Annotated in this window: 16 protein-coding genes; 11 read left to right on the top strand and 5 right to left on the bottom strand. The window is 65.0% G+C overall.

Features of this window, described 5'->3' with window-relative positions; all coding sequences use genetic code 11:
• The first annotated feature begins 6 nt into the window (after positions 1-6).
• From FA94_RS31805 to FA94_RS31795, 3 genes are read left to right on the top strand one after another with little or no spacing between them, the layout of a single operon-like run.
• Complete coding sequence (locus tag FA94_RS31805) at positions 7-2,625, top strand: DUF802 domain-containing protein (protein ID WP_035559076.1); 2,619 nt, start codon at positions 7-9, stop codon at positions 2,623-2,625.
• A complete protein-coding gene (locus tag FA94_RS31800; RefSeq protein ID WP_035559073.1) occupies positions 2,622-3,269 on the top strand; it encodes an OmpA family protein in 648 nt (215 codons plus the stop codon). Before FA94_RS31805 ends, FA94_RS31800 begins: the two co-directional genes overlap by 4 nt.
• Positions 3,262-3,936 carry a DUF2894 domain-containing protein gene (locus FA94_RS31795; RefSeq protein WP_231585078.1) on the top strand — a complete coding sequence of 225 codons (675 nt, stop codon included), beginning with the start codon at positions 3,262-3,264 and terminating at the stop codon, positions 3,934-3,936. The genes FA94_RS31800 and FA94_RS31795 overlap by 8 nt, the downstream gene beginning before the upstream one ends.
• Positions 3,937-4,013: 77 nt before the next feature.
• Here FA94_RS31795 and FA94_RS31790 read toward each other — a convergent pair whose 3' ends face one another.
• Both FA94_RS31790 and FA94_RS31785 read right to left on the bottom strand, forming a co-directional pair.
• A complete protein-coding gene (locus FA94_RS31790) occupies positions 4,014-4,313 on the bottom strand; it encodes a TFIIB-type zinc ribbon-containing protein (protein WP_035559067.1) in 300 nt (99 codons plus the stop codon).
• Between the two features lie 54 nt (positions 4,314-4,367).
• Complete coding sequence (locus FA94_RS31785; RefSeq protein ID WP_035559063.1) at positions 4,368-5,120, bottom strand: TerC family protein; 753 nt, start codon at positions 5,118-5,120, stop codon at positions 4,368-4,370.
• A gap of 121 nt (positions 5,121-5,241) precedes the next feature.
• Between FA94_RS31785 and FA94_RS31780 the strand changes: the two genes are divergently transcribed.
• Entirely contained in the window at positions 5,242-6,123 is an 882-nt protein-coding gene (locus FA94_RS31780; RefSeq protein WP_035559060.1) for a LysR family transcriptional regulator, read from the top strand.
• Here the strand turns inward: FA94_RS31780 and FA94_RS31775 are convergent.
• Together FA94_RS31775 and FA94_RS31770 are read right to left on the bottom strand one after the other, a co-directional pair.
• On the bottom strand, positions 6,096-6,557 hold the full coding sequence (locus FA94_RS31775) for a TerB family tellurite resistance protein (protein WP_035559057.1): 462 nt from the start codon (positions 6,555-6,557) through the stop codon (positions 6,096-6,098). The two genes, FA94_RS31780 and FA94_RS31775, sit on opposite strands and share 28 nt — an antisense overlap.
• A gap of 197 nt (positions 6,558-6,754) precedes the next feature.
• Entirely contained in the window at positions 6,755-7,915 is a 1,161-nt protein-coding gene (locus FA94_RS31770) for a porin (protein ID WP_035559054.1), read from the bottom strand.
• Positions 7,916-8,293: 378 nt separating this feature from the next.
• Here FA94_RS31770 and FA94_RS31765 point away from each other — a divergent pair, with 378 nt between their 5' ends.
• From FA94_RS31765 to FA94_RS31745, 5 genes are all read left to right on the top strand, one after another.
• A complete protein-coding gene (locus tag FA94_RS31765) occupies positions 8,294-9,022 on the top strand; it encodes an ArsR/SmtB family transcription factor (protein WP_035559051.1) in 729 nt (242 codons plus the stop codon).
• 103 nt (positions 9,023-9,125) lie between these two features.
• Positions 9,126-11,039 (top strand): protease modulator HflK, encoded by a 1,914-nt coding sequence (hflK, locus tag FA94_RS31760; RefSeq protein WP_035559048.1) that lies wholly within the window; start codon positions 9,126-9,128, stop codon positions 11,037-11,039.
• Positions 11,040-11,082: 43 nt separating this feature from the next.
• The gene (gene hflC / locus FA94_RS31755) at positions 11,083-12,126 is read left to right on the top strand and encodes a protease modulator HflC (RefSeq protein ID WP_035559045.1); all 1,044 of its coding nucleotides are present in this window, start codon (positions 11,083-11,085) and stop codon (positions 12,124-12,126) included.
• The gene (locus FA94_RS31750) at positions 12,123-13,301 is read left to right on the top strand and encodes an SPFH domain-containing protein (protein WP_035559042.1); all 1,179 of its coding nucleotides are present in this window, start codon (positions 12,123-12,125) and stop codon (positions 13,299-13,301) included. The genes hflC and FA94_RS31750 overlap by 4 nt, the downstream gene beginning before the upstream one ends.
• 209 nt (positions 13,302-13,510) lie before the next feature.
• Positions 13,511-15,436, top strand: coding sequence for a heavy metal translocating P-type ATPase (locus FA94_RS31745; RefSeq protein WP_231585077.1), 1,926 nt, complete (start codon positions 13,511-13,513; stop codon positions 15,434-15,436).
• A 192-nt stretch (positions 15,437-15,628) separates the two neighbouring features.
• Here FA94_RS31745 and FA94_RS31740 read toward each other — a convergent pair whose 3' ends face one another.
• Positions 15,629-16,657 carry a MerR family transcriptional regulator gene (locus FA94_RS31740; protein ID WP_035559040.1) on the bottom strand — a complete coding sequence of 343 codons (1,029 nt, stop codon included), beginning with the start codon at positions 16,655-16,657 and terminating at the stop codon, positions 15,629-15,631.
• Between the two features lie 140 nt (positions 16,658-16,797).
• Between FA94_RS31740 and FA94_RS31735 the strand changes: the two genes are divergently transcribed.
• Together FA94_RS31735 and FA94_RS31730 are read left to right on the top strand one after the other, a co-directional pair.
• Complete coding sequence (locus FA94_RS31735; RefSeq protein WP_035563673.1) at positions 16,798-17,214, top strand: MarR family winged helix-turn-helix transcriptional regulator; 417 nt, start codon at positions 16,798-16,800, stop codon at positions 17,212-17,214.
• Between the two features lie 51 nt (positions 17,215-17,265).
• Positions 17,266-17,550, top strand: a complete 285-nt coding sequence (locus FA94_RS31730; RefSeq protein ID WP_035559038.1) for a hypothetical protein — start codon at positions 17,266-17,268, stop codon at positions 17,548-17,550.
• Positions 17,551-17,579: the final 29 nt, after the last annotated feature.

The following is a 17,579-nucleotide window of genomic DNA, read 5'->3' as shown; positions in this document are numbered from 1 at the left end:
GACACTATGTCCAGATATCGTATTGACCTCGTTGTGTTTCTGGCCGGTCTGGCCGCCGTGTGCTGGATCGCCGTGGGTTACCTCGGCTCGAACCCGCTGGCGCTGGCCGTCACCTTGTTGATTGGCGTGTGCTATCTGGCGGGCTCGCTCGAACTGCATCGTTACAACCAGGCGACCGGCACGTTGACGCGCGCCGTCGCGGACTTGTCCGGACCGCCGTCGAGTCTGGGCGGCTGGCTCGACGCGTTGCATCCGAGCTTGCGCAACGCGGCGCGTTTGCGTGTCGAAGGTGAGCGAGTCGCCTTGCCCGGCCCCGCGCTCGCACCGTATCTGGTCGGCCTGCTGGTGTTGCTGGGCATGCTCGGCACGCTGCTCGGCATGGTCGCGACCTTGCGCGGCACCGGCATGGCGCTGGAAAGCTCGACCGATCTGCAAGCGATCCGCGCTTCGCTGGCCGCGCCGGTCAAGGGTCTGGGATTCGCATTCGGCACGTCGATCGCGGGCGTGTCCACCTCCGCGATGCTCGGGCTGCTGGCCGCGCTGTGCCGTCGCGAGCGGTTGCAGGCGGCGCAAGCGCTCGACCTGAAGATCGCGACCAGCTTGCGCGTCTATTCGCAGGCTCATCAGCGCGACGAGAGTTTCCGGCTGCTGCAACGGCAAGCCGATGTAATGCCCGCACTGGTCGACCGCTTGCAGTCGATGATGTCGGCCATCGAACAGCAGAGCCTCGCGTTGAACGAGCGCCAGGTGGCCAGTCAGGAGGCGTTTCATGGCAAAGCCGAGGCTGCTTATACGCGGCTGGCCGCGTCTGTCGAGCAATCGTTGAAGGAGAGTGTTGCCGACAGCACGCGCGCGGCCGGCGCGGCGTTGCAGCCGGTGATGGAAGCAACCATGGCCGGTCTCGCGCGCGAAACCACCGCGTTGCACGATAGCGTTTCGCACGCCGTGCAGCGGCAACTGGACGGGTTGTCGAGCGGTTTTGAAACGACGGCCGTGAACGTGGCCGATATCTGGAACAAGGCGCTGGCTGGCCATCAGCGTTCGAGCGAGGAACAGACGGAACATCTGCGAGCAACGCTAGATCGCTTCACGGAAACGTTCGAGCAACGCTCGGCCGGTCTGCTCGACGGCGTGTCCGCGCGGCTGGATGCCACCGCGCAGGGCGTGTCGCAGGCGTGGAACGACGCGTTGTCGCGGCAGGAGCGTGTCGGCGAGACGCTCGCGGACAACAATCGGCAAGCGTTGGCGGCCGCTGCGGCGAGTTTCGAGCAGCATTCGGTGTCGTTGCTCGCCAATGTCGGCGAGTCGCACGCGAATCTGCAGACGGCGCTGGGCGCGCGGGACGAACAGCGGCTGGCGGCCTGGACCGAACAACTCGGCTCGATGGCCGTTGCGTTGAACGAGACGTGGGAGCAGACGGGCGAACGCACGGCGAGCCGTCAGCAGCAAATCTGCACGACGCTGGAACAAACCGCGCGCGATATCGCGGCGCAAACGCAAACGCATGCGAGCGCAACGATCGCCGAGATCGGCCGTCTCGTGGATGCCGCCGCGGAAGCTCCCAAAGCCGCTGCGAATCTGCGCGCGGAACTGGCGGCACAAGATGAACAGCGGCTGGCCGCATGGACTGAACAACTCGGTTCGATGGCGACTGCGTTGAATGAGAAGTGGGAGCAAACCGGCGAACGCACCGCGAGCCGTCAGCAGGAAATCTGCGCGACGCTGGAACAAACCGCGCGCGATATCGCGGCGCAAACGCAAACGCATGCGAGCGCAACGATCGCCGAAATCGGCCGTCTCGTGGACGCCGCTGCGGAAGCCCCCAAAGCCGCCGCGAATCTGCGCACAGAACTGGCGGCGCAAGATGAACAACGGCTGGCCGCATGGACCGGAAAACTCGATTCGATGGCCGTCGCATTGAGCGAGAAGTGGGAGCAAGCCGGCGAGCGTACCGCGACCCGTCAGCAGGAAATCTGTGCGACGCTGGAGCAAACCGCGCGCGACATGTCGGCTCAGACGCAGGCGTACGCGAGCGAGACGATCGCCGAGATCGGGCAACTGGTGCAGGCTGCGTCGGAAGCGCCGAAGGCCGCGGCTGAAGTCGTCGCCGAATTGCGGCAGAAACTGTCCGACAGCATGGTCCGCGATACCGCGATGTTGCAGGAGCGCGCGCGCTTGCTCGAAACGCTGGAGACGCTGCTCGATGCCGTGAATCACGCGTCCACCGAACAGCGTACGGCCGTCGACGCGCTGGTCGCGACGTCGGCGGATCTGCTGGAGCGGGTGGGCACGCGCTTCACCGACAAGGTCGAACTCGAAACCGGCAAGCTCGGCGAGATCGCCGCGCAGGTGACCGGCAGCGCCGTCGAAGTGGCGAGCCTCGGCGAAGCGTTCGGCAGCGCCGTGCAGGTGTTCGGCGAATCGAACGACAAGCTGGTCACGCATCTGGAGCGGATCGAAGCCGCGCTCGACAAGTCGCTCGCACGCAGTGACGAACAGTTGGCGTATTACGTGGCGCAGGCGCGGGAAGTTGTCGACCTGAGCGTGATGTCGCAGAAGCAGATCGTCGAGGATCTGCAGCACCTCGCCGGGCAGCGCGCTTCGGCCGGAGCTGACGCCGCATGAGCGAGGAAATCGACGGCGGCGTAGAGACCACCGCGCCGATCTGGCCGGTTTTCGGCGATTTGATGTCGGTGCTGCTGGGCGCGTTCGTGCTGATCCTGGTGGGCGTCATCGGCGTGCAACTCGAACTGTCGACCAAGCTGGAGCAGGAGGTCAAGCAGCGTCAGGTGGAAACGCAGCGCCGCAAGACGCTCGAGCAGGCGCTCGCGGGTCCGCTGGCGGCGGGCCGCGTGACACTGGTCAACGGACGTATCGGCATTAGCGGCAATGTGTTGTTCGCGCTGAACTCCGACCAGTTGCAGCCCGAAGGCCGCGAGTTGTTGAAGAGCCTGGCCGGGCCGCTCACGGCGTATCTGCATGCCCGCGACGAAATTCTGATGGTGAGCGGTTTTACCGACGACCGGCAGGTGCGCGAGGCGAACCGTCGCTTTGCGGACAACTGGGAACTGTCGGCGCAGCGCGCGCTGACAGTGACGCGGGCACTGATCGATGACGGCGTGCCGGCGGCTTCGGTCTTCGCGGCGGCGTTCGGTTCGCAGCAGCCGGTGGGTTCGAACGCGGACGATCAGGGGCGGGCGAAGAACCGGCGGGTGGAAATCGCGCCGGTGCCGGGGCCGGCGAATGCGGCGGGGAAGGCGCGTGAGTGAGCGAGAAGGGGGGAGCGGCGTGGTGAACGCGGTGAGCGAGGCAAGCGCCGCGCTCGACGCATGGCGCGCGTGCCACGCCGGTCGCTTCGACCCGATCCGCTTCCATTTCATCGACGCGCTGGCACGTCGCGCGGCTAATCATAATGGCGCGGCGCGGCGTATCCTGGACGCGAAGCTGGCGATGTTGATCGAAGCCTATGCCGCGGATTTACAGCGGGCCGAAACTTCATCAGCCGAAAGCGGCACTGCGGCCGCTGACCGTCCCGCTCGAAGCGCGCTCGCCGAATTGACCGGGCACATCGTCAGTCAGGCGCCAACGGAAGGCGAGCAACGCGTCGTCGCCCACGGTCTGCCTACCGCCGCGTCGTATCCGGAACTGGCGGCGCTCGATCACTTCAGGGAAATCTGGTCGAAGGTTCGGACCGAGAAACAGCTACGCCAGTCGTTGGAGCAAGTGCCTGGTAACGCCGGACCGCTCAATTCGAGCAGCCTGGTGCATCGTTCGCTTTCGCTGATGCGCGAGTTGTCGCCGGGCTATCTCAAGCAGTTTCTCGCTTACGTCGACGCGTTGTCGTGGATGGAGCAGATGAACGGTGGCCTGCCCGCGGGTAAAGACGCGCCTCGCGCAGCGAGCGCCGGTAAGAGCGCTCGCGGTAAAGCACGCTGATTGCGCTTGCGGCGTTGCATCGCACCGCCCGCTGCGTCGCAACCGTGCCGTGTAACGCGCAACCCCGAACCCCACGCTCAATCGAAATCGAACACGTCGAAGATCGAGCGCTTTTTCTTGTATCCCCGATACCCCGTACGATGCTCGTCGCGCCCGCGATGGCTGTCGTACGCGTGATCCCTGTCGCGCTCGCGATAGTCGTCCCGGCCCGCGCGTACCGTTGCGGGCGCATCGAGATTCGCGTCGTCCTGCGCAATCAGTTTGTCGAGTTCACCGCGGTCGAGCCAGACGCCCCGGCAGTCCGGGCAGTAGTCGATTTCGATCGAGCGGCGCTCGGTCATCAGCAGGTCGGTGGTTTTGCAGACGGGGCATTTCATGGTGTCGCTCCTCAAGAGTACAAAAACATAGAACGCTCAGGTTCACGCGGTCGATCATTCGCTGCTGCTGGCGATCTGCTTCGATTTCGCCCGGCGCACCATCATGTTCATCCCTTCGACGAACGCGGAGAACGCCATCGCCACGTAGATATAAGCCTTCGGCACGTGGGAGCCGAAACCTTCGGCGATCAGCGTCATACCGATCACGAGCAGGAAGCTGAGCGCCAGCATCACGATGGTCGGATTACGCTCGATAAAGCGCGACAGCGGCTGTGCAGCGAACAACATCACCATGACGGCGGCAATCACCGCGATAAACATGATCGGCATGTGTTCGGTCATGCCGACCGCGGTGATGATGCTGTCCACCGAGAACACGATGTCGAGCACGAGGATCTGGCCGATCGCAGCCGCCGCGGTCAACTGGATCGTCGAACTCGCTTTGCCGCTGACGTCGTCCTCGTGAGTGACGTGGTGCCGGATTTCGCCGGTCGCCTTCCAGACGAGGAACAGGCCGCCGGCGAGCAGAATCAGATCGCGCCATGAGAACGCATGGCCGAACAGCGCAAACGCGGGTGCGGTCAATTGCGCGATCCACGCCACCGTGCCGAGCAAAGCGAGTCGCAACACGAGCGCGAGCATGATGCCGATCCGCTGGGTGCGGGCGCGTTGCGCTTCGGGCAGCTTGTTGCTAAGGATCGAGATGAAGATCAGATTGTCGATGCCGAGCACGATTTCCATCACCACCAGCGTGAGGAGCGCGGCCCATGCGGCGGGATCGGCGAAGAGTACGAGCAAAGTGTCCATGGGAGTCGTCAGAAAATGGAGGCGTCAAACGTTGCGGTAGAGCTATCTTCGCCGTTATCGAGGTTCGGATAAATCAGTGATAAACTGATCGATACATCGGTTTTTACGAAGTGTTTCCGACATGCTCAACTACCGTCACCTCTACTATTTCTGGATCGTCGTGAAGGAGGGCGGCTTTGCGCGCGCGGCCGAGCACCTCGACATGGCCGTCCAGACCATCAGCGCGCAGGTGCGCGAACTGGAAAAATCGATCGGCCGCCAGTTGCTGAAACCGGCCGGGCGCGGCGTCACGATGACCGAGGCCGGCGAAACGGCCTTCAATCGCGCCGAGCAGATCTTCCAGATCGGCGAAGCTTTACTCGACGAAATGCGCGAGCCCGGCGGCGAAGGCGTGGCGCGGCTGGCGGTCGGCCTCTCCGACGGCATTTCCAAGCTCGCGGCGCACGCGCTCCTCGCGCCGGTGCTGGGCACGCCGTCGCTCAGGCTGCTCTGTCACGAGGGCGAGCATTCGCAACTGCTGTCGGAGCTCGCGCTGCATCGGCTCGATCTCGTGCTCGCGTGCCAGCCCGCGCCGCATGACACCGACCTGCGGGTGTTCAGTCAGCGTCTCGTCGGCTCGCCGGTCGATTGGTATGGTCCCGCGGAAATCGTGCGCAAAGCCACGCGCGCGGGCTTTCCGCAGTGTCTCGCGGAGATCCCCGTGCTGCTGCCCACGCGGCACGCGGCGTTGCGCGCGCGGCTCGACCGCTGGTTTGAGGCGGCCGGCATCCGGCCGCGCGTCGTCGGCGAATTCGAGGACAGCGCGTTGATGGCGGTGTTCGCGGCGCGCGGGCTCGGCGTGTTCCCACTCGCGGAACTGGGCGCTGAAGACCTGACGCTGCTGCGCGGCGTGCGCTGGCTCGGCCGCGCGGAAGGCGTGGTCGAAGAGATCCACGCGATCCGGTCGCGGCGCGGGCAACATCATGCGCTCGCCTCTCAGGTGCTGGCCGCCGTGCGTTCGTAAGCGCGCGGCGCGCGCAGCAGCGCGCCGTGCCGGCTCAGCAGCGGGTTGGGTTGCGGCCCCCACGCGTTGAGAATGGCGGCGAGCAAGGCGATTTCGCCATCCGCCAGGTGGTTGTCCGCGATCGTGACGGCAATACACAGGCGGATCACCTTGGCACGCAGCTTGGGGTCGTCGATTTCGGCGATCAGCTCGGTGAGCATGGGTTCGTCGAGCGGGCCGACCGTGGGCGCGAGCGACGTCTGTGCGCCGGAGTGGTCTTCACACATCGCCTGAACGATCTGCGCGAATTGCGCCGGGGCGAGGCCGAGTTGACCGGCTATATCGAGCCTGTCGAGGGCGCGCTCCTCCGAACTGCAGACGTGGCCGTCGGCGGTGAGGGCGAGCGCGACGATACGGGCTGCGGCTTGAGGGCTGTTACGGGGATAGGTTCGCATGATCGGGTTCCTTTCGCGGACGGTGTCCGCTGTGGTGATGAACCTCAGTCTGCGTGATGCGACGAATCGGATAAACCTGCTAATTGCGAAGTGACAGTTCGGAAATACCGAAGCAATTTCAGTCAGTGTGATGCAGTGAAAACGGCTGCCAGGCCGAAACCCGGCAACCGCTTTACCGCCTGCGCGTGAACAGCCGCTTAGAACGCGTGACGCATCCCGACCGTGACCGCCACCTGCGAGTTCGTCGACGACGGCGACAGCGTGTTGATCATTGCGTGCGAGAGCACGGAGTCGGCCGGCGCACCATGCACGTTCTGGTAGACGCCCTCCAGATAGAAGTCCGTGCGCTTGCTGAGCGCGTAATCGGTCTGCAGCATGGCGGTGTTCCAGCCCGGCGACGAGCCGTTATACGCGCCGCGCGTGTAGGTGTATTCGCCGGACACAGTCAACGCCGGTGTGAGCGCGTATTTCGCGTTCACTTCATAGTTGTCCATGCGCAGCGACCCGGCGAGGCTGCCGGCGGAGGCGTCGTTCGCGCCCAGATAGCTGCCGGTGCCGAACGAGAACACGCCCGACGCGTTGTCGATCTGCGTATGGCTCCAGACCAGCCCGACGGTGGCCGGCCCGAACGTGTAGTTACCGCCGAGCGACCAGATGCGCTGCCGTTGCGCGAGGAAGTTCGCGCTCGTATCGCTCGCGGTCGTCGCGCCGCTGCCGTTGCCGGCATTATTGAATTGCAGGTAGCCGGCGGCCAGATTCACGGGACCCATCGCATACGAGAGGCCGAATCCGTACGAACGGTTGTTCGCGAAGTCGCCGGCCTTGTTGCTGAACGAGTACATGGTTTCGAACGTGACGCCGCGATAAGTCGGGCTCGCGTATTTGACCGAATTGTTGATGACGACCGAGTTTGCCGCGAGGTTGTCGTTCTCGAACGGATGCCCGGCCATGCTGCCGCCCCACGTATTGAACTCCGCCGTGAGCGGTCCCACCAGGTCGTTCATCACGTCGAACTGGCGGCCGAATGTCAGCGTGCCGTACGGATCGCTTTGCAGACCAACCCATGCCTGGGAGCCGAAGCCGTCGCCGGAGAAAGCCTGGGCGCCGTTGTTCAGCAGGAAGCCTTGCTCCAGTTTGAAGATCGCATGCAAGCCGCCGCCGAGATCTTCCGAGCCCTTGAGGCCGAACACCGTGTTCTGCGTCGAACCGGTCACTTGCTGCCAGTTGCTATGACCGAGTTGATTGTTCGTATAGACGAGGCCCGTATCGATGAGCCCGTATAGCGTGACGCTGCTTTGCGCATGCGCGGACATCGTGAAGACGCTGGACAGTGCGACGGCGAGTAAAGACTTTTTCATACGGTTGGAATGAAAATAAATGATGGGTCGAAAAGAAGGCGGTGTGGCGTCAAAAAGCAATGAGGTGTGAAGCTTAACGGGTTCCGGCGCGGGAAAGAAGCGTATTGGCTGATTCAGAACATTGGCGAAAGGCGCAGAAGAAAGCTCGATGTAATGCCGCATGTACTTGCTCGTACTCGCTTGTACTCAATAGCATTCGACCCATCATTCCCGGCACGGCATAACGGAGAAGGGATAACTTTCTAATTGGCGAGCGAAAGCGCGGCCGCAGGCGTCTTCTATTAATATCCCCGCTATTGTTGGCCGGATGCTTCGATACGCATCGAAACGTGCGACTATGTCGTCGCGCTATGCTTGATCCGACAACCGGAGACCGTCATGCATGCCCAGCCCAATCTGTCCGCCACCGCTTTTCTGATCGCCGACGCCGCGCGCGCCACGATGCTGATGGCATTGGTCGACGGCCGCGCGCTTCCCGCCGGCGAACTTGCTTATGCGGCCGGCGTCACGGCGCAGACGGCCAGCAGCCATCTGGCGAAGCTGCTCGACGGCGGCCTGCTCGCCGTGGAAAAGCAAGGGCGTCACCGTTACTACCGGCTCGCGAATCCGCATGTCGCCGTGGCGCTTGAAAGTCTCGCGTCGATCGGCACGCAACGGGTTGTACGTCGCAAATCGCTCGGCCGCGAAGCGGGCAAGTTGCGTTTTGCGCGCTGCTGCTACGACCATCTGGCGGGCCAGGCCGGTGTGGCGATTACGCAGCATCTGATGCAGCGCGGTTTTCTTTCCGCCGCGGACGACAAACGGTTCGAGGTCACGCCGGCCGGCGCGGCATGGTTTGGCAAGCTGGGACTCGATATCGCCACAGTGAAGCCGGGCCGGCACGGCATTGCGCGTCAATGTCTCGACTGGTCGGAGCGCCAGCATCATTTGGCCGGTCCGCTCGGCGTGGGGTTTCTCGATCTGTTGTGCGCGAAGGGCTGGTTGCGGCGTGCCAATACCTCGCGGGCCGTGCAGATCACGCAGGAAGGCTGGGTGGGGTTGCGGGACCATCTGGGGCTGACGCCGGAGTCGATCGAACGTTGCGTGCCCGTAGAGGACCGTCCTTGAGTTTCCTCTACCGGCACGTTAAATTGCGGCTCGCGGTGCAGAGCGGTCTGGTTCGGAGAGGCAGTACGTCATCCGGTTTGTAACTCATTGGTAAGGATTGCAGATGTCGGATCAGGCTGGACGCGAAGACAGCGACATGCGTGCGCGGCTGGCCGAACGTAACGACGTCGCGCTGCTCGGCTGGGTCGCGGCGGCATTCGCTGCCGTGCTCGGTGCGTTGAGCCTGACGAAACGCTTGCCGGTCGATCCTCGCTGGTGTGCCGTGCTGGCGAGCGCCTTTGTCAACGTAGTCGTCGTCGCGATCTGGCGGCTGCTGCCACCACGCCGAGCGGCGGCGCCCGTCGAAGGACCGGCCTGGAAGCGCGGCGTCAGGTACCTCCGGCAATTCGTCTGGCACGACGCCGACACGCCTTCTTTCACCGGCATGCTGCGTCAGCTTCGCTGGCAACCGTGGTGCGTTCTTGCCGCTTGCTGTCTGGCCGTGGCGCTCGCGCTGACGGCGTTGAAGCCCGTCGCCCCCGCGATACTGATTCACGCGATGGTCTCGCCGTCGCTCGTGATCGTCAGCGGCGCGGCGGCGCTGGCGCTCGCGTTTCTCACCCTCGTCGCCGAACGTTTTTACGCGCATGCCGCCGAGCGGCCGGGCGCGTCGCGCGCGGTGTCGCTGGCCGGCATGTTGCGCGTGTTGCTGCTGTGCGCGCTCGCGGCGGCGTTGTCGGCGGCATGGTTTATTTACGCGCACAGGGCGCTCGATCTGGTCGTGCGGGCTGCCGCCGTGCTGTGCGCGGCGATTGCCGTCGAGATGGCGTTGCGCATGCTGTTGCTGTGGCTTTTCATGCCGCGTGCGGTCGACCGCGCGACGCATGTGCCAGCCAGCCTGCTAGCCGGGCTATTGCGTTTTGGCCGCTCGCCGCTGGCGTCGTTCGGCGCCGAATTGCACGACCGCTACGGCATCGATCTGCGGCAGAACTGGGTACTGCGCAGTTTCGTGCGCCTGCTGCCCGCCACGATCGCGGCTATGGCGGTTTGCGCCTGGTTGCTGACGTCGGTCGTCGTGTTGAACCCGGCTCAGCGCGCGGTGTATGAACGATTCGGCGCACCGGTCGAGGTCTGGTCGCCGGGCTTGCATGCCGGCTTGCCCTGGCCGTTCGGCAAGACGCGCGTGGTCGACAACGGCGCCGTGCATCAACTGATCGTGTCCGGCGGCGCGGACGACAGCAGCGTCGCGGCGCCCGCTGCCGCGGCTGACGGTCCTACGCCCGAGCAATTGAATCGTCTCTGGGACGCGCAGCACCCGTGGGAAACGAGTCAGGTGATCGCCGGCGCGAGCGGCGATCAGCAGAGCTTCCAGATCGTCAACGCCGACGTGCGGCTCGATTACCGCATCGGTTTGAGCGACGCGGCCGCGCGCGCCGCGCTGTATCGCTCGGTCGATCCGGAGAGCACCGTACGGTCGATCGCCAATCGCGAGGTGATGCATTACCTCGCGTCGCATACGCTGGCGTCGCTGCTCGAAACCAGCCAGACCGTAATGGCGGAAACGGTGCGCAACGCCGTTCAGTCGCAACTCGACCGGCTCGGCAGCGGCATCGATGTGGTCGCGGTCGTGATCGAAAGTGTCCATCCGCCGGCAGGCGCGGCTGCGGCCTATCACGACGTGCAGGCCGCGCAGATCCGCGCGCAGGCCAGCGTCGCGCAGGCACACGGATTTGCCGCGCAGGTGCTCGGCACCGCGCAGCAGCAGGCGCTGATCCAGGTCGCGAAAGCGAGCGCGCGGGCAGGCGACACGCTGGCGTCGGCGCGGGTGCAACAAACCGATTTCTCGGCGGAAGCCGTGGCGTATCGCCTGGGTGGTCCGGCTTTCACGTTCGAGTACTACCTGGCCAAATTGCAACAGGGCTTGCAGAACGCGCGCATTACCGTGATCGACGACCGGCTCGTCGCCGATCATCGCGCGACGCTCGATCTGCGCACTTTCACGGCCGGCGATCTCGCCGGCCTCCCTCGCGGCAACTGAGGCACGCGCCCCATGCCGGCGAGGCTGTTTTCAAGGTGAATTCATGAGTTTGTTGCATTCGCATGCGGATGGTCACGGGCATCACCATCACCACCATGGCGATCACGGTGACGCGCAAAGCAAACGGGGTGGCCCGTTCTATCTGCGCGTGCTGCTCGCGTTGCTGTGCGTCGCGATTGCGATCGCGGTGGCGAGCTTCATTTCCGTGCGGGCGGGCGAGGCGTCGGTGATTACGCGTTTCGGGCAACCGGTGCGCGTGCTGCTCGAACCCGGACTCGCGTGGCGCCTGCCTGCGCCGATTGAAGCGGCCGTGCCGGTCGACCTGCGCCTGCATACGACATCGAGCGGTTTGCAGGACGTCGGTACGCGCGACGGCTTGCGGATCATCGTGCAGGCCTACGTGGCGTGGCGCGTCGCCGCCGATCCGAACGACGTGCGCCGTTTCGTGCGCGCCGTGGGCAACCGGCCCGACGAGGCCGCGCAACAGATTCGCTCGTTGCTCGGCTCGTCGTTGCAGACCACGTCGGCGGGATTCGACCTGGCGTCGCTGGTCAATACCGATCCGTCGCGGGTTCGCGTTGCCGCGTTTGAAGACGCGTTGCGCACGCAGATCGACGCGCAGCTTTACTCGGCCTACGGCGTACACGTCGTGCAAGTGGGCCTTGAGCGGCTGACGTTGCCCGCCGTGACACTCGCGGCCACGGTCAGCCGGATGAGCGCGGAGCGCGAGACGGTCGCCGCGCAGCGCACCGCTGACGGCAATCGCGAGGCCGCGCAAATCCGTTCGGATGCCGACCGCGACGCCCGCCTCGCGGTGGCCGATGCCAACGTGAAGGCCGCGCAGATCGAAGCGCAATCGCGTCAGGACGCCGCCGCGATCTATGGCGCCACGTACGCGGGCAATCCCCGGCTTTACACGATGCTGCGCTCGCTCGACACGCTCGACACTGTGGTCAGCGCCAACACGAACCTGATCTTGCGCACCGACGCCGCGCCGTTCCAGGCGTTGGTGCAGGGGCCGCAGGACTCGAGCGGCGCAGGTGCGGCGGCCGCGCCGTCGGCGAAAAAAACCAGGGCCTCGCGATGAGCACCGACGCCGGCTTGCCGCCGCTCGGACCCGGCGCACAGGCGGTCCGCCTGTCGTTCTGGTTCGTCGCGGCCGTGGCGGTGCTGGCCGCGTGCGCGTGGGCAAGCTCGAACATCCAGCGTATTCCGCCGGATAGCCGCGCGGTTGTGCTGCGCTTCGGCGCGTTTGTCCGCACGCAGGACGCGGGCTTGCTGATCGCGTGGCCGCGTCCGTTCGAGACCACGTTGCTGGTGCCGGGCAGCGCGCGCGTATTGGAGCAGCGCATTCAATCGCTCGAACGCGACCCGCGCGCGCGCGATGCGGATGCCCGCTTGCCGGACGCGTCGTCCCTGTCGCAAGGTTTGCCCGATGCGGATAGCGGCGCGGCCGGCCCGACGGATGTGCCGCCCGGCGGCATACCCGCTGTGTCGGACGAGAACGCCGCTCCGGAAGGTGCGCCCGCGCCCGGCACGTTGTTGTCCGATGCGCTCGCCGGCTCGGGTTATCTGCTCACCGGCGACAACGGCGTTTTGCAGTTGCGCGCCACGCTTTACTACCGCGTCGTCGACGCGTACGCGTACGTGCTGCAAAAAGACCGGCTCGATGCCGCGCTCGAACGGATCGTGTCGGCGTCCGCTGCGGCCGTCGTGGCGAAGCGGAATCTGGATGCGATTCTGGTCGCGCGGCCGGAGTTGTTGTCGGCGGATCAGCAACTCGCCGTGAAGCGCGAACGCTTGCGCGGCGATCTCGCGCAGGAGGTGGAGCGGCGTCTGCGGCAACTCGATGCGCAGCATGCGGGGCTCGGTGTCGAAGTGGCGCGTGTCGACGTCGAGGCGGCGTTTCCCGCTGCAGCGGTCGGTGCGTTCAATTCGGTGCTGACGTCGTTGCAGGTGGCCGAGCGCAGCATGGCCGAAGCGCGCACCGCCGCGGAGAAGATCCGTCAGGATTCGGAGCAGGACGCCGACCGGATCGTGCAGAACGCGCAGGCGAGCGCGGTCGAACGGGTGGCGACGGCGCGGGCGAAAACCTTGACCATTCAGCAACTGGAAGAGCCGGTGCGCAGCAATAGCGATCCGGGTCTGCTGGCGCGCGTGTATCGGGATCGCGTGCAGTCGATTCTCGCGAAAGCGGCCAGCGTGACGACGGTCGATCCGCACAACACGTCCAACCTGATTCTGCCGGGGAACGCGAAATGAGCGCGAGTATTGGACCTGTGAGGGGCGGGGAGGGGCATGACGGACGTGATGGACATGCGGACGTGGAGCATTCGCACACAGAGCATTCGCACACAGAACACGCGCACACAGAGCACTCGCACGCGGCACACGCCCCACATCGCCCAGCTTCCGCGCCGTCCATTCCACTCTCAGCCTCCGAGCAACGCACGGTAACGCGGCAAATCGCCTTGGCGCTTCTCGCCGGCGGCCTGCTGATACTGTCGACCGCCTGGCACGCGTTCGCGCCCGCCGATGAAGCGCTGTCCCAGGTGCTCGCGGGACTGGCGTCGCTGATCGTCGCCGGTCCGGTGTTTGCGGGGGCGTGGCACAGCCTCAAGTCGCCGAGTCTGCACGGCGTGACCGACCGCCTGATCGCACTCGCGATGCTGGCGGCCTGGGCAGTCGGCGACATGGCCACCGCGGCTTTGCTGCCGATCGTGATGACCTTCGGCCACGCGCTCGAAGAACGCAGCGTGCTCGGCTCGCAGGAAGCGATCCGCGCGCTCGGCCGCTTGACGTCGGGCAAGGTGCGGCGCGTTAGCGCGGACGGCTCGCTCGAAGAAGTGCCGTATGAAGCGTTGCAAGCCGGCGACCGGATCGAAGTCGCGGCCGGCGAGCGTATCCCCGCCGACGGCGTGGTGCTGTACGGGCAATCGAGCGTCGACAATGCGACGATCACCGGCGAGTCGGTGCCGCTCGATGTCGACACGGGTGCAGCGGTGTTCGGCGGCGCGATGAATCTCGACGGTCCGCTGCGAATCGAAGTGCTGCACGCGGGCAAACAGTCGACGCTCGGCAAGATCATCGAACTGATGCAGCGCGCCGAGCAGGCCAAGCCGCCGATCACGCAGATGCTCGAACGGTACATGGGCGGCTATCTGTGCCTCGTGTTGCTGATCGCGGCGATCGTGTGGTTCACGTCGGCGAATGCATCGGCGATGCTGGCCGTGATCGTCGCCGCGTGTCCGTGCGCGCTGGTGCTCGCCGCGCCGTCGACGGCGATCGCCGGCATCGCGGTCGGTGCACGCCACGGCATTCTGTTCAGAAGCGCCGCGTTTCTCGACAAGTTCGCGCAGATCGATTCGCTGGTAATCGATAAGACCGGCACGCTGACTTACGGTGAATTGCGCGTTGAACGTGTGTTGCTGCAAGCGGGCGTCGATACGGCACAGGTGCACGAACTGGCGGCGCGCCTGGGGGGCAGCAGCGCGCATCCGGTGAGCCGCGCGCTGGTTCGCTATGCGACGGAGGCCGGCCGGGGCGGCGTGGGAGTGGGTGTCGGTTTCGGCGTTGGTGCCGGCGTCGAAGAAACGCCGCTGGAACATACACGCGAATTGCGCGGGCTCGGCGTGGTGGCGGATACGGTCGACGGCGTCGCCGTGTTGGGTCGCCACGGTTTGCTCTCCGATTACGTGCAGGATTTGCCGGAGCCGCCGCGCGAGATCGACGGCCCTTGCGTCGGCCTGGCATTGAACGGTCGACTGCTTGCATGGTTCGGTTTCGCCGACGCGCTGCGTGCGGAGGCGAAGCACGCGCTCGACGATTTGCGCGCACTCGGACTCACGCGTCAGACGCTGCTGACCGGCGACCGCGAGGCCGTCGCTCGTAAAGTGGCGGCGCAGACCGGTATCGAGATTGTCGTCGCGGAGGCGTTGCCGCACGACAAACTCGACTACGTGGTGCAGGAAATGGCGCAGGGCTATCACCCGCTCGTGGTTGGCGATGGCCTGAACGACGTGCTCGCGATCAAGGCCGGGCCGACGAGCGTGGCGATGGGCGAGCGCGGAATCGACATCGCGGTCGCCTCGGCCGATGTCGTTCTGTTGACCGACGACCTGCGTCGCATTGCGACCTGCGTGCGGCTCGGGCGGCGCTGTTTGCATACCGCGACGATCAACGCGGCGATCGGTCTGGCGTGGACCGTCGCGGTAATCGTGCTCGCGGCGACCGGCACGTTGGGCGCCGTGTGGATCGCACTGCTGCATAACCTCGGCACGTTCATCGTGATCGCAAATGCGGGGCGGCTGCTGCGCATGGATGAGGATAGCGATTCGAGCGGCGTGGCACGCTCCGGCGGCGCGCAAGAATCGGGCGGCACAAGCGTTTCCGCGTGAGTGCGGGCGGGTTCAACGATGCAGCCCTGAAATGAAGTGGCACATCGGGCAAGCCCGCGGCCCGCGCTGGGATCTTGCCGCCGGCGAGGAGATCGCCGCAGCGGTTCCCAGGGCCGCATGGCAGCCTTGCGGTCATCAGCAGGTGGGCTGCGAGGCAGCTAACCCGCCGGCGCGCACCGTTCGTTACAGCCTTTACCGCGGCTGCATGCTGAATTTCATGGCCGCGCGCATGAACGTGAGCATCGATTCATTCGCCCATGAACCCAGCATCAACCCGGGCTCGGTTTGCAGCGCGTGACGGAGCCTCGAATGCGTCTCGGGATCGTCGCCCGCATAGCTACGGAACAGATCGAGCCAACGTCGGGCGAGTTCGCGCGCGGGTGGCGATTCGGGTGCCGCGCCGGCGTCGAGCGCGTCGCGCACGTCGGCCATTAACTGCGGCCATTCCATTGCGCGCTTGCCGTAGTTTGCGCGCATGAAGCGAATCTCGTCGGGCGTCAGGTACTTTTCGTAGATCAGCATCTTCGTCTCGCTGAACGCGCGCAGCACGTAGTCGCGCAACTGGGTCGAAATGCCGATGTGCGCCTGCATCGACGGTTCGTTGTCGTGCATCAGATTCAGCTTCGCGACGAGGCGCGGGTCGCCGCCCGTGTCGCGCACCAGCATCGTCATCCAGCGATTCGACAACGCGCGCGCCGCTTCGCTTTCGGGCGGCACGCCGCTGTCCATCAACGCGCGGATCTCGCCGATCAGCGCCGTCCATTCCGGGTCCGGCGCCTGTGTATTGCGATACATCGGCAGGCGAGCGAGTTCGTCGGCGGAAAAATACTTGTCGTACATGGTCATCATCTCCAACGTGGTAAGCCATTCGCTCAGCTCAGGTTCCTTGCCGTCGAGCAGCATGCCGTGCAGATTCGCGAGGCGTTCGCGCAATCGCGCGGCCTGTTGAATCTGGCCGTCGAGCATTGCGATCTGACGCTCGACAATCACGGTGAGCGGGGTTTCAGGCTGAGCCAGATAGGTCTGAATCTCGGCGAGCGCGAGTCCAAAACGACGCATGGCCTGGATCTGATGGAGCCGGGCAATGTCGTGACGGTCGTACAGCCGATAGCCGTTGTCGGCGCGCGCCGACGGCGTCAGCAGGCCGATTGCGTCGTAGTGGTGCAGCGTGCGGACGGTCAGTCCGCTGCGTCTCGCAAGTTCACCCACTTTCAACAGCATTCGAGCCTCCGGTCAGGGTTCACGATGGAGGTTAGAACCTTACGCTACGTGAGGGTCAAGAGGAATGAGCAGAGCACTCAGGCTTAGGCAAAAAACAAATTGTGGTTGTCTTGCTAACCAATTTGCGATTTAATGTAGCCATGTTCGATCACTGCCTTTACTTCAACTCTTCGGCACTCGCCCGGCTTACCGAGCGTGAGTGGACCACTGCGTACGCGCCGTTCGGATTGACGCCGGCGCAGGGTTTTGTATTGCGCGTGGTGTTGGCATCGCCAGGTTCGCTCAGCAGCGAGGTGGCGAGCCTGTTGGGCATCGCGCGGCCTACTGCAACGAGGCTGATCGACAACCTGTGCGACAAGGAACTCGTCGAGCGTCGCCAGGGCGAAGCCGACGCCAGGGAGTGGGGCGTTTATCCGACGCAGGCAGGGAAGGCGCTGGATCGACCCATCACCGAGGCCAGTGCGCAGATTGCCAGGACCTTGCGCTCGAAGATCGGGCGGGAATTGTTCGAGTCGACCGTGTCAGGCATGCATGACGTGAGAAAAGCCCTCTCCTGAAGGGTTTTTCTATTCCAGATAGTTGTCTTGCTAATCAAAAAGGAAGGCCGAATGAAAACCAGCACGGCACATAGTGCAACGACGCGCCCACGCACGCCGTCGCCATCGTGGATAACGGAAAGCGGCTTGCGCTGGGCCTTGGGCGCGACGATCTGGCTGGTCGCCATGGTCCTCGTCGTCGTGGCGATCATTTACGCGCCGGACAGCACGCGCGCCAATACCCGGCTATGCCTGCAACAGGTCGCGAACGAAGAACACACGAGTCTCGAAGCCTTCTTCCAGAACCCGGCGCAGCAAGATGCGCTCGCGCAAGCCGTGACGATCTGCTCGCGCTGAAGGCTGAGCGTTGCAGAAGTCGCCGCCTG

The sequence above is a fragment of the Burkholderia sp. 9120 genome (genome assembly GCF_000745015.1).
Classification (GTDB): Bacteria; Pseudomonadota; Gammaproteobacteria; order Burkholderiales; family Burkholderiaceae; genus Paraburkholderia.
This window is presented reverse-complemented; position numbering and strand designations above follow the sequence as displayed.

Bases quoted from the DNA above. Each gene is read 5' to 3' on its own strand.
- FA94_RS31805 (WP_035559076.1), top strand. From the start codon at position 7: ATGTCCAGATATCGTATTGACCTCGTTGTGTTTCTGGCCGGTCTGGCC.
- FA94_RS31800 (WP_035559073.1), top strand. From the start codon at position 2,622: ATGAGCGAGGAAATCGACGGCGGCGTAGAGACCACCGCGCCGATCTGG.
- FA94_RS31790 (WP_035559067.1), bottom strand. From the start codon at position 4,313: ATGAAATGCCCCGTCTGCAAAACCACCGACCTGCTGATGACCGAGCGC.
- FA94_RS31785 (WP_035559063.1), bottom strand. From the start codon at position 5,120: ATGGACACTTTGCTCGTACTCTTCGCCGATCCCGCCGCATGGGCCGCG.
- FA94_RS31780 (WP_035559060.1), top strand. From the start codon at position 5,242: ATGCTCAACTACCGTCACCTCTACTATTTCTGGATCGTCGTGAAGGAG.
- FA94_RS31775 (WP_035559057.1), bottom strand. From the start codon at position 6,557: ATGCGAACCTATCCCCGTAACAGCCCTCAAGCCGCAGCCCGTATCGTC.
- FA94_RS31770 (WP_035559054.1), bottom strand. From the start codon at position 7,915: ATGAAAAAGTCTTTACTCGCCGTCGCACTGTCCAGCGTCTTCACGATG.
- FA94_RS31765 (WP_035559051.1), top strand. From the start codon at position 8,294: ATGCATGCCCAGCCCAATCTGTCCGCCACCGCTTTTCTGATCGCCGAC.
- hflK (WP_035559048.1), top strand. From the start codon at position 9,126: ATGTCGGATCAGGCTGGACGCGAAGACAGCGACATGCGTGCGCGGCTG.
- hflC (WP_035559045.1), top strand. From the start codon at position 11,083: ATGAGTTTGTTGCATTCGCATGCGGATGGTCACGGGCATCACCATCAC.
- FA94_RS31750 (WP_035559042.1), top strand. From the start codon at position 12,123: ATGAGCACCGACGCCGGCTTGCCGCCGCTCGGACCCGGCGCACAGGCG.
- FA94_RS31740 (WP_035559040.1), bottom strand. From the start codon at position 16,657: ATGCTGTTGAAAGTGGGTGAACTTGCGAGACGCAGCGGACTGACCGTC.
- FA94_RS31735 (WP_035563673.1), top strand. From the start codon at position 16,798: ATGTTCGATCACTGCCTTTACTTCAACTCTTCGGCACTCGCCCGGCTT.
- FA94_RS31730 (WP_035559038.1), top strand. From the start codon at position 17,266: ATGAAAACCAGCACGGCACATAGTGCAACGACGCGCCCACGCACGCCG.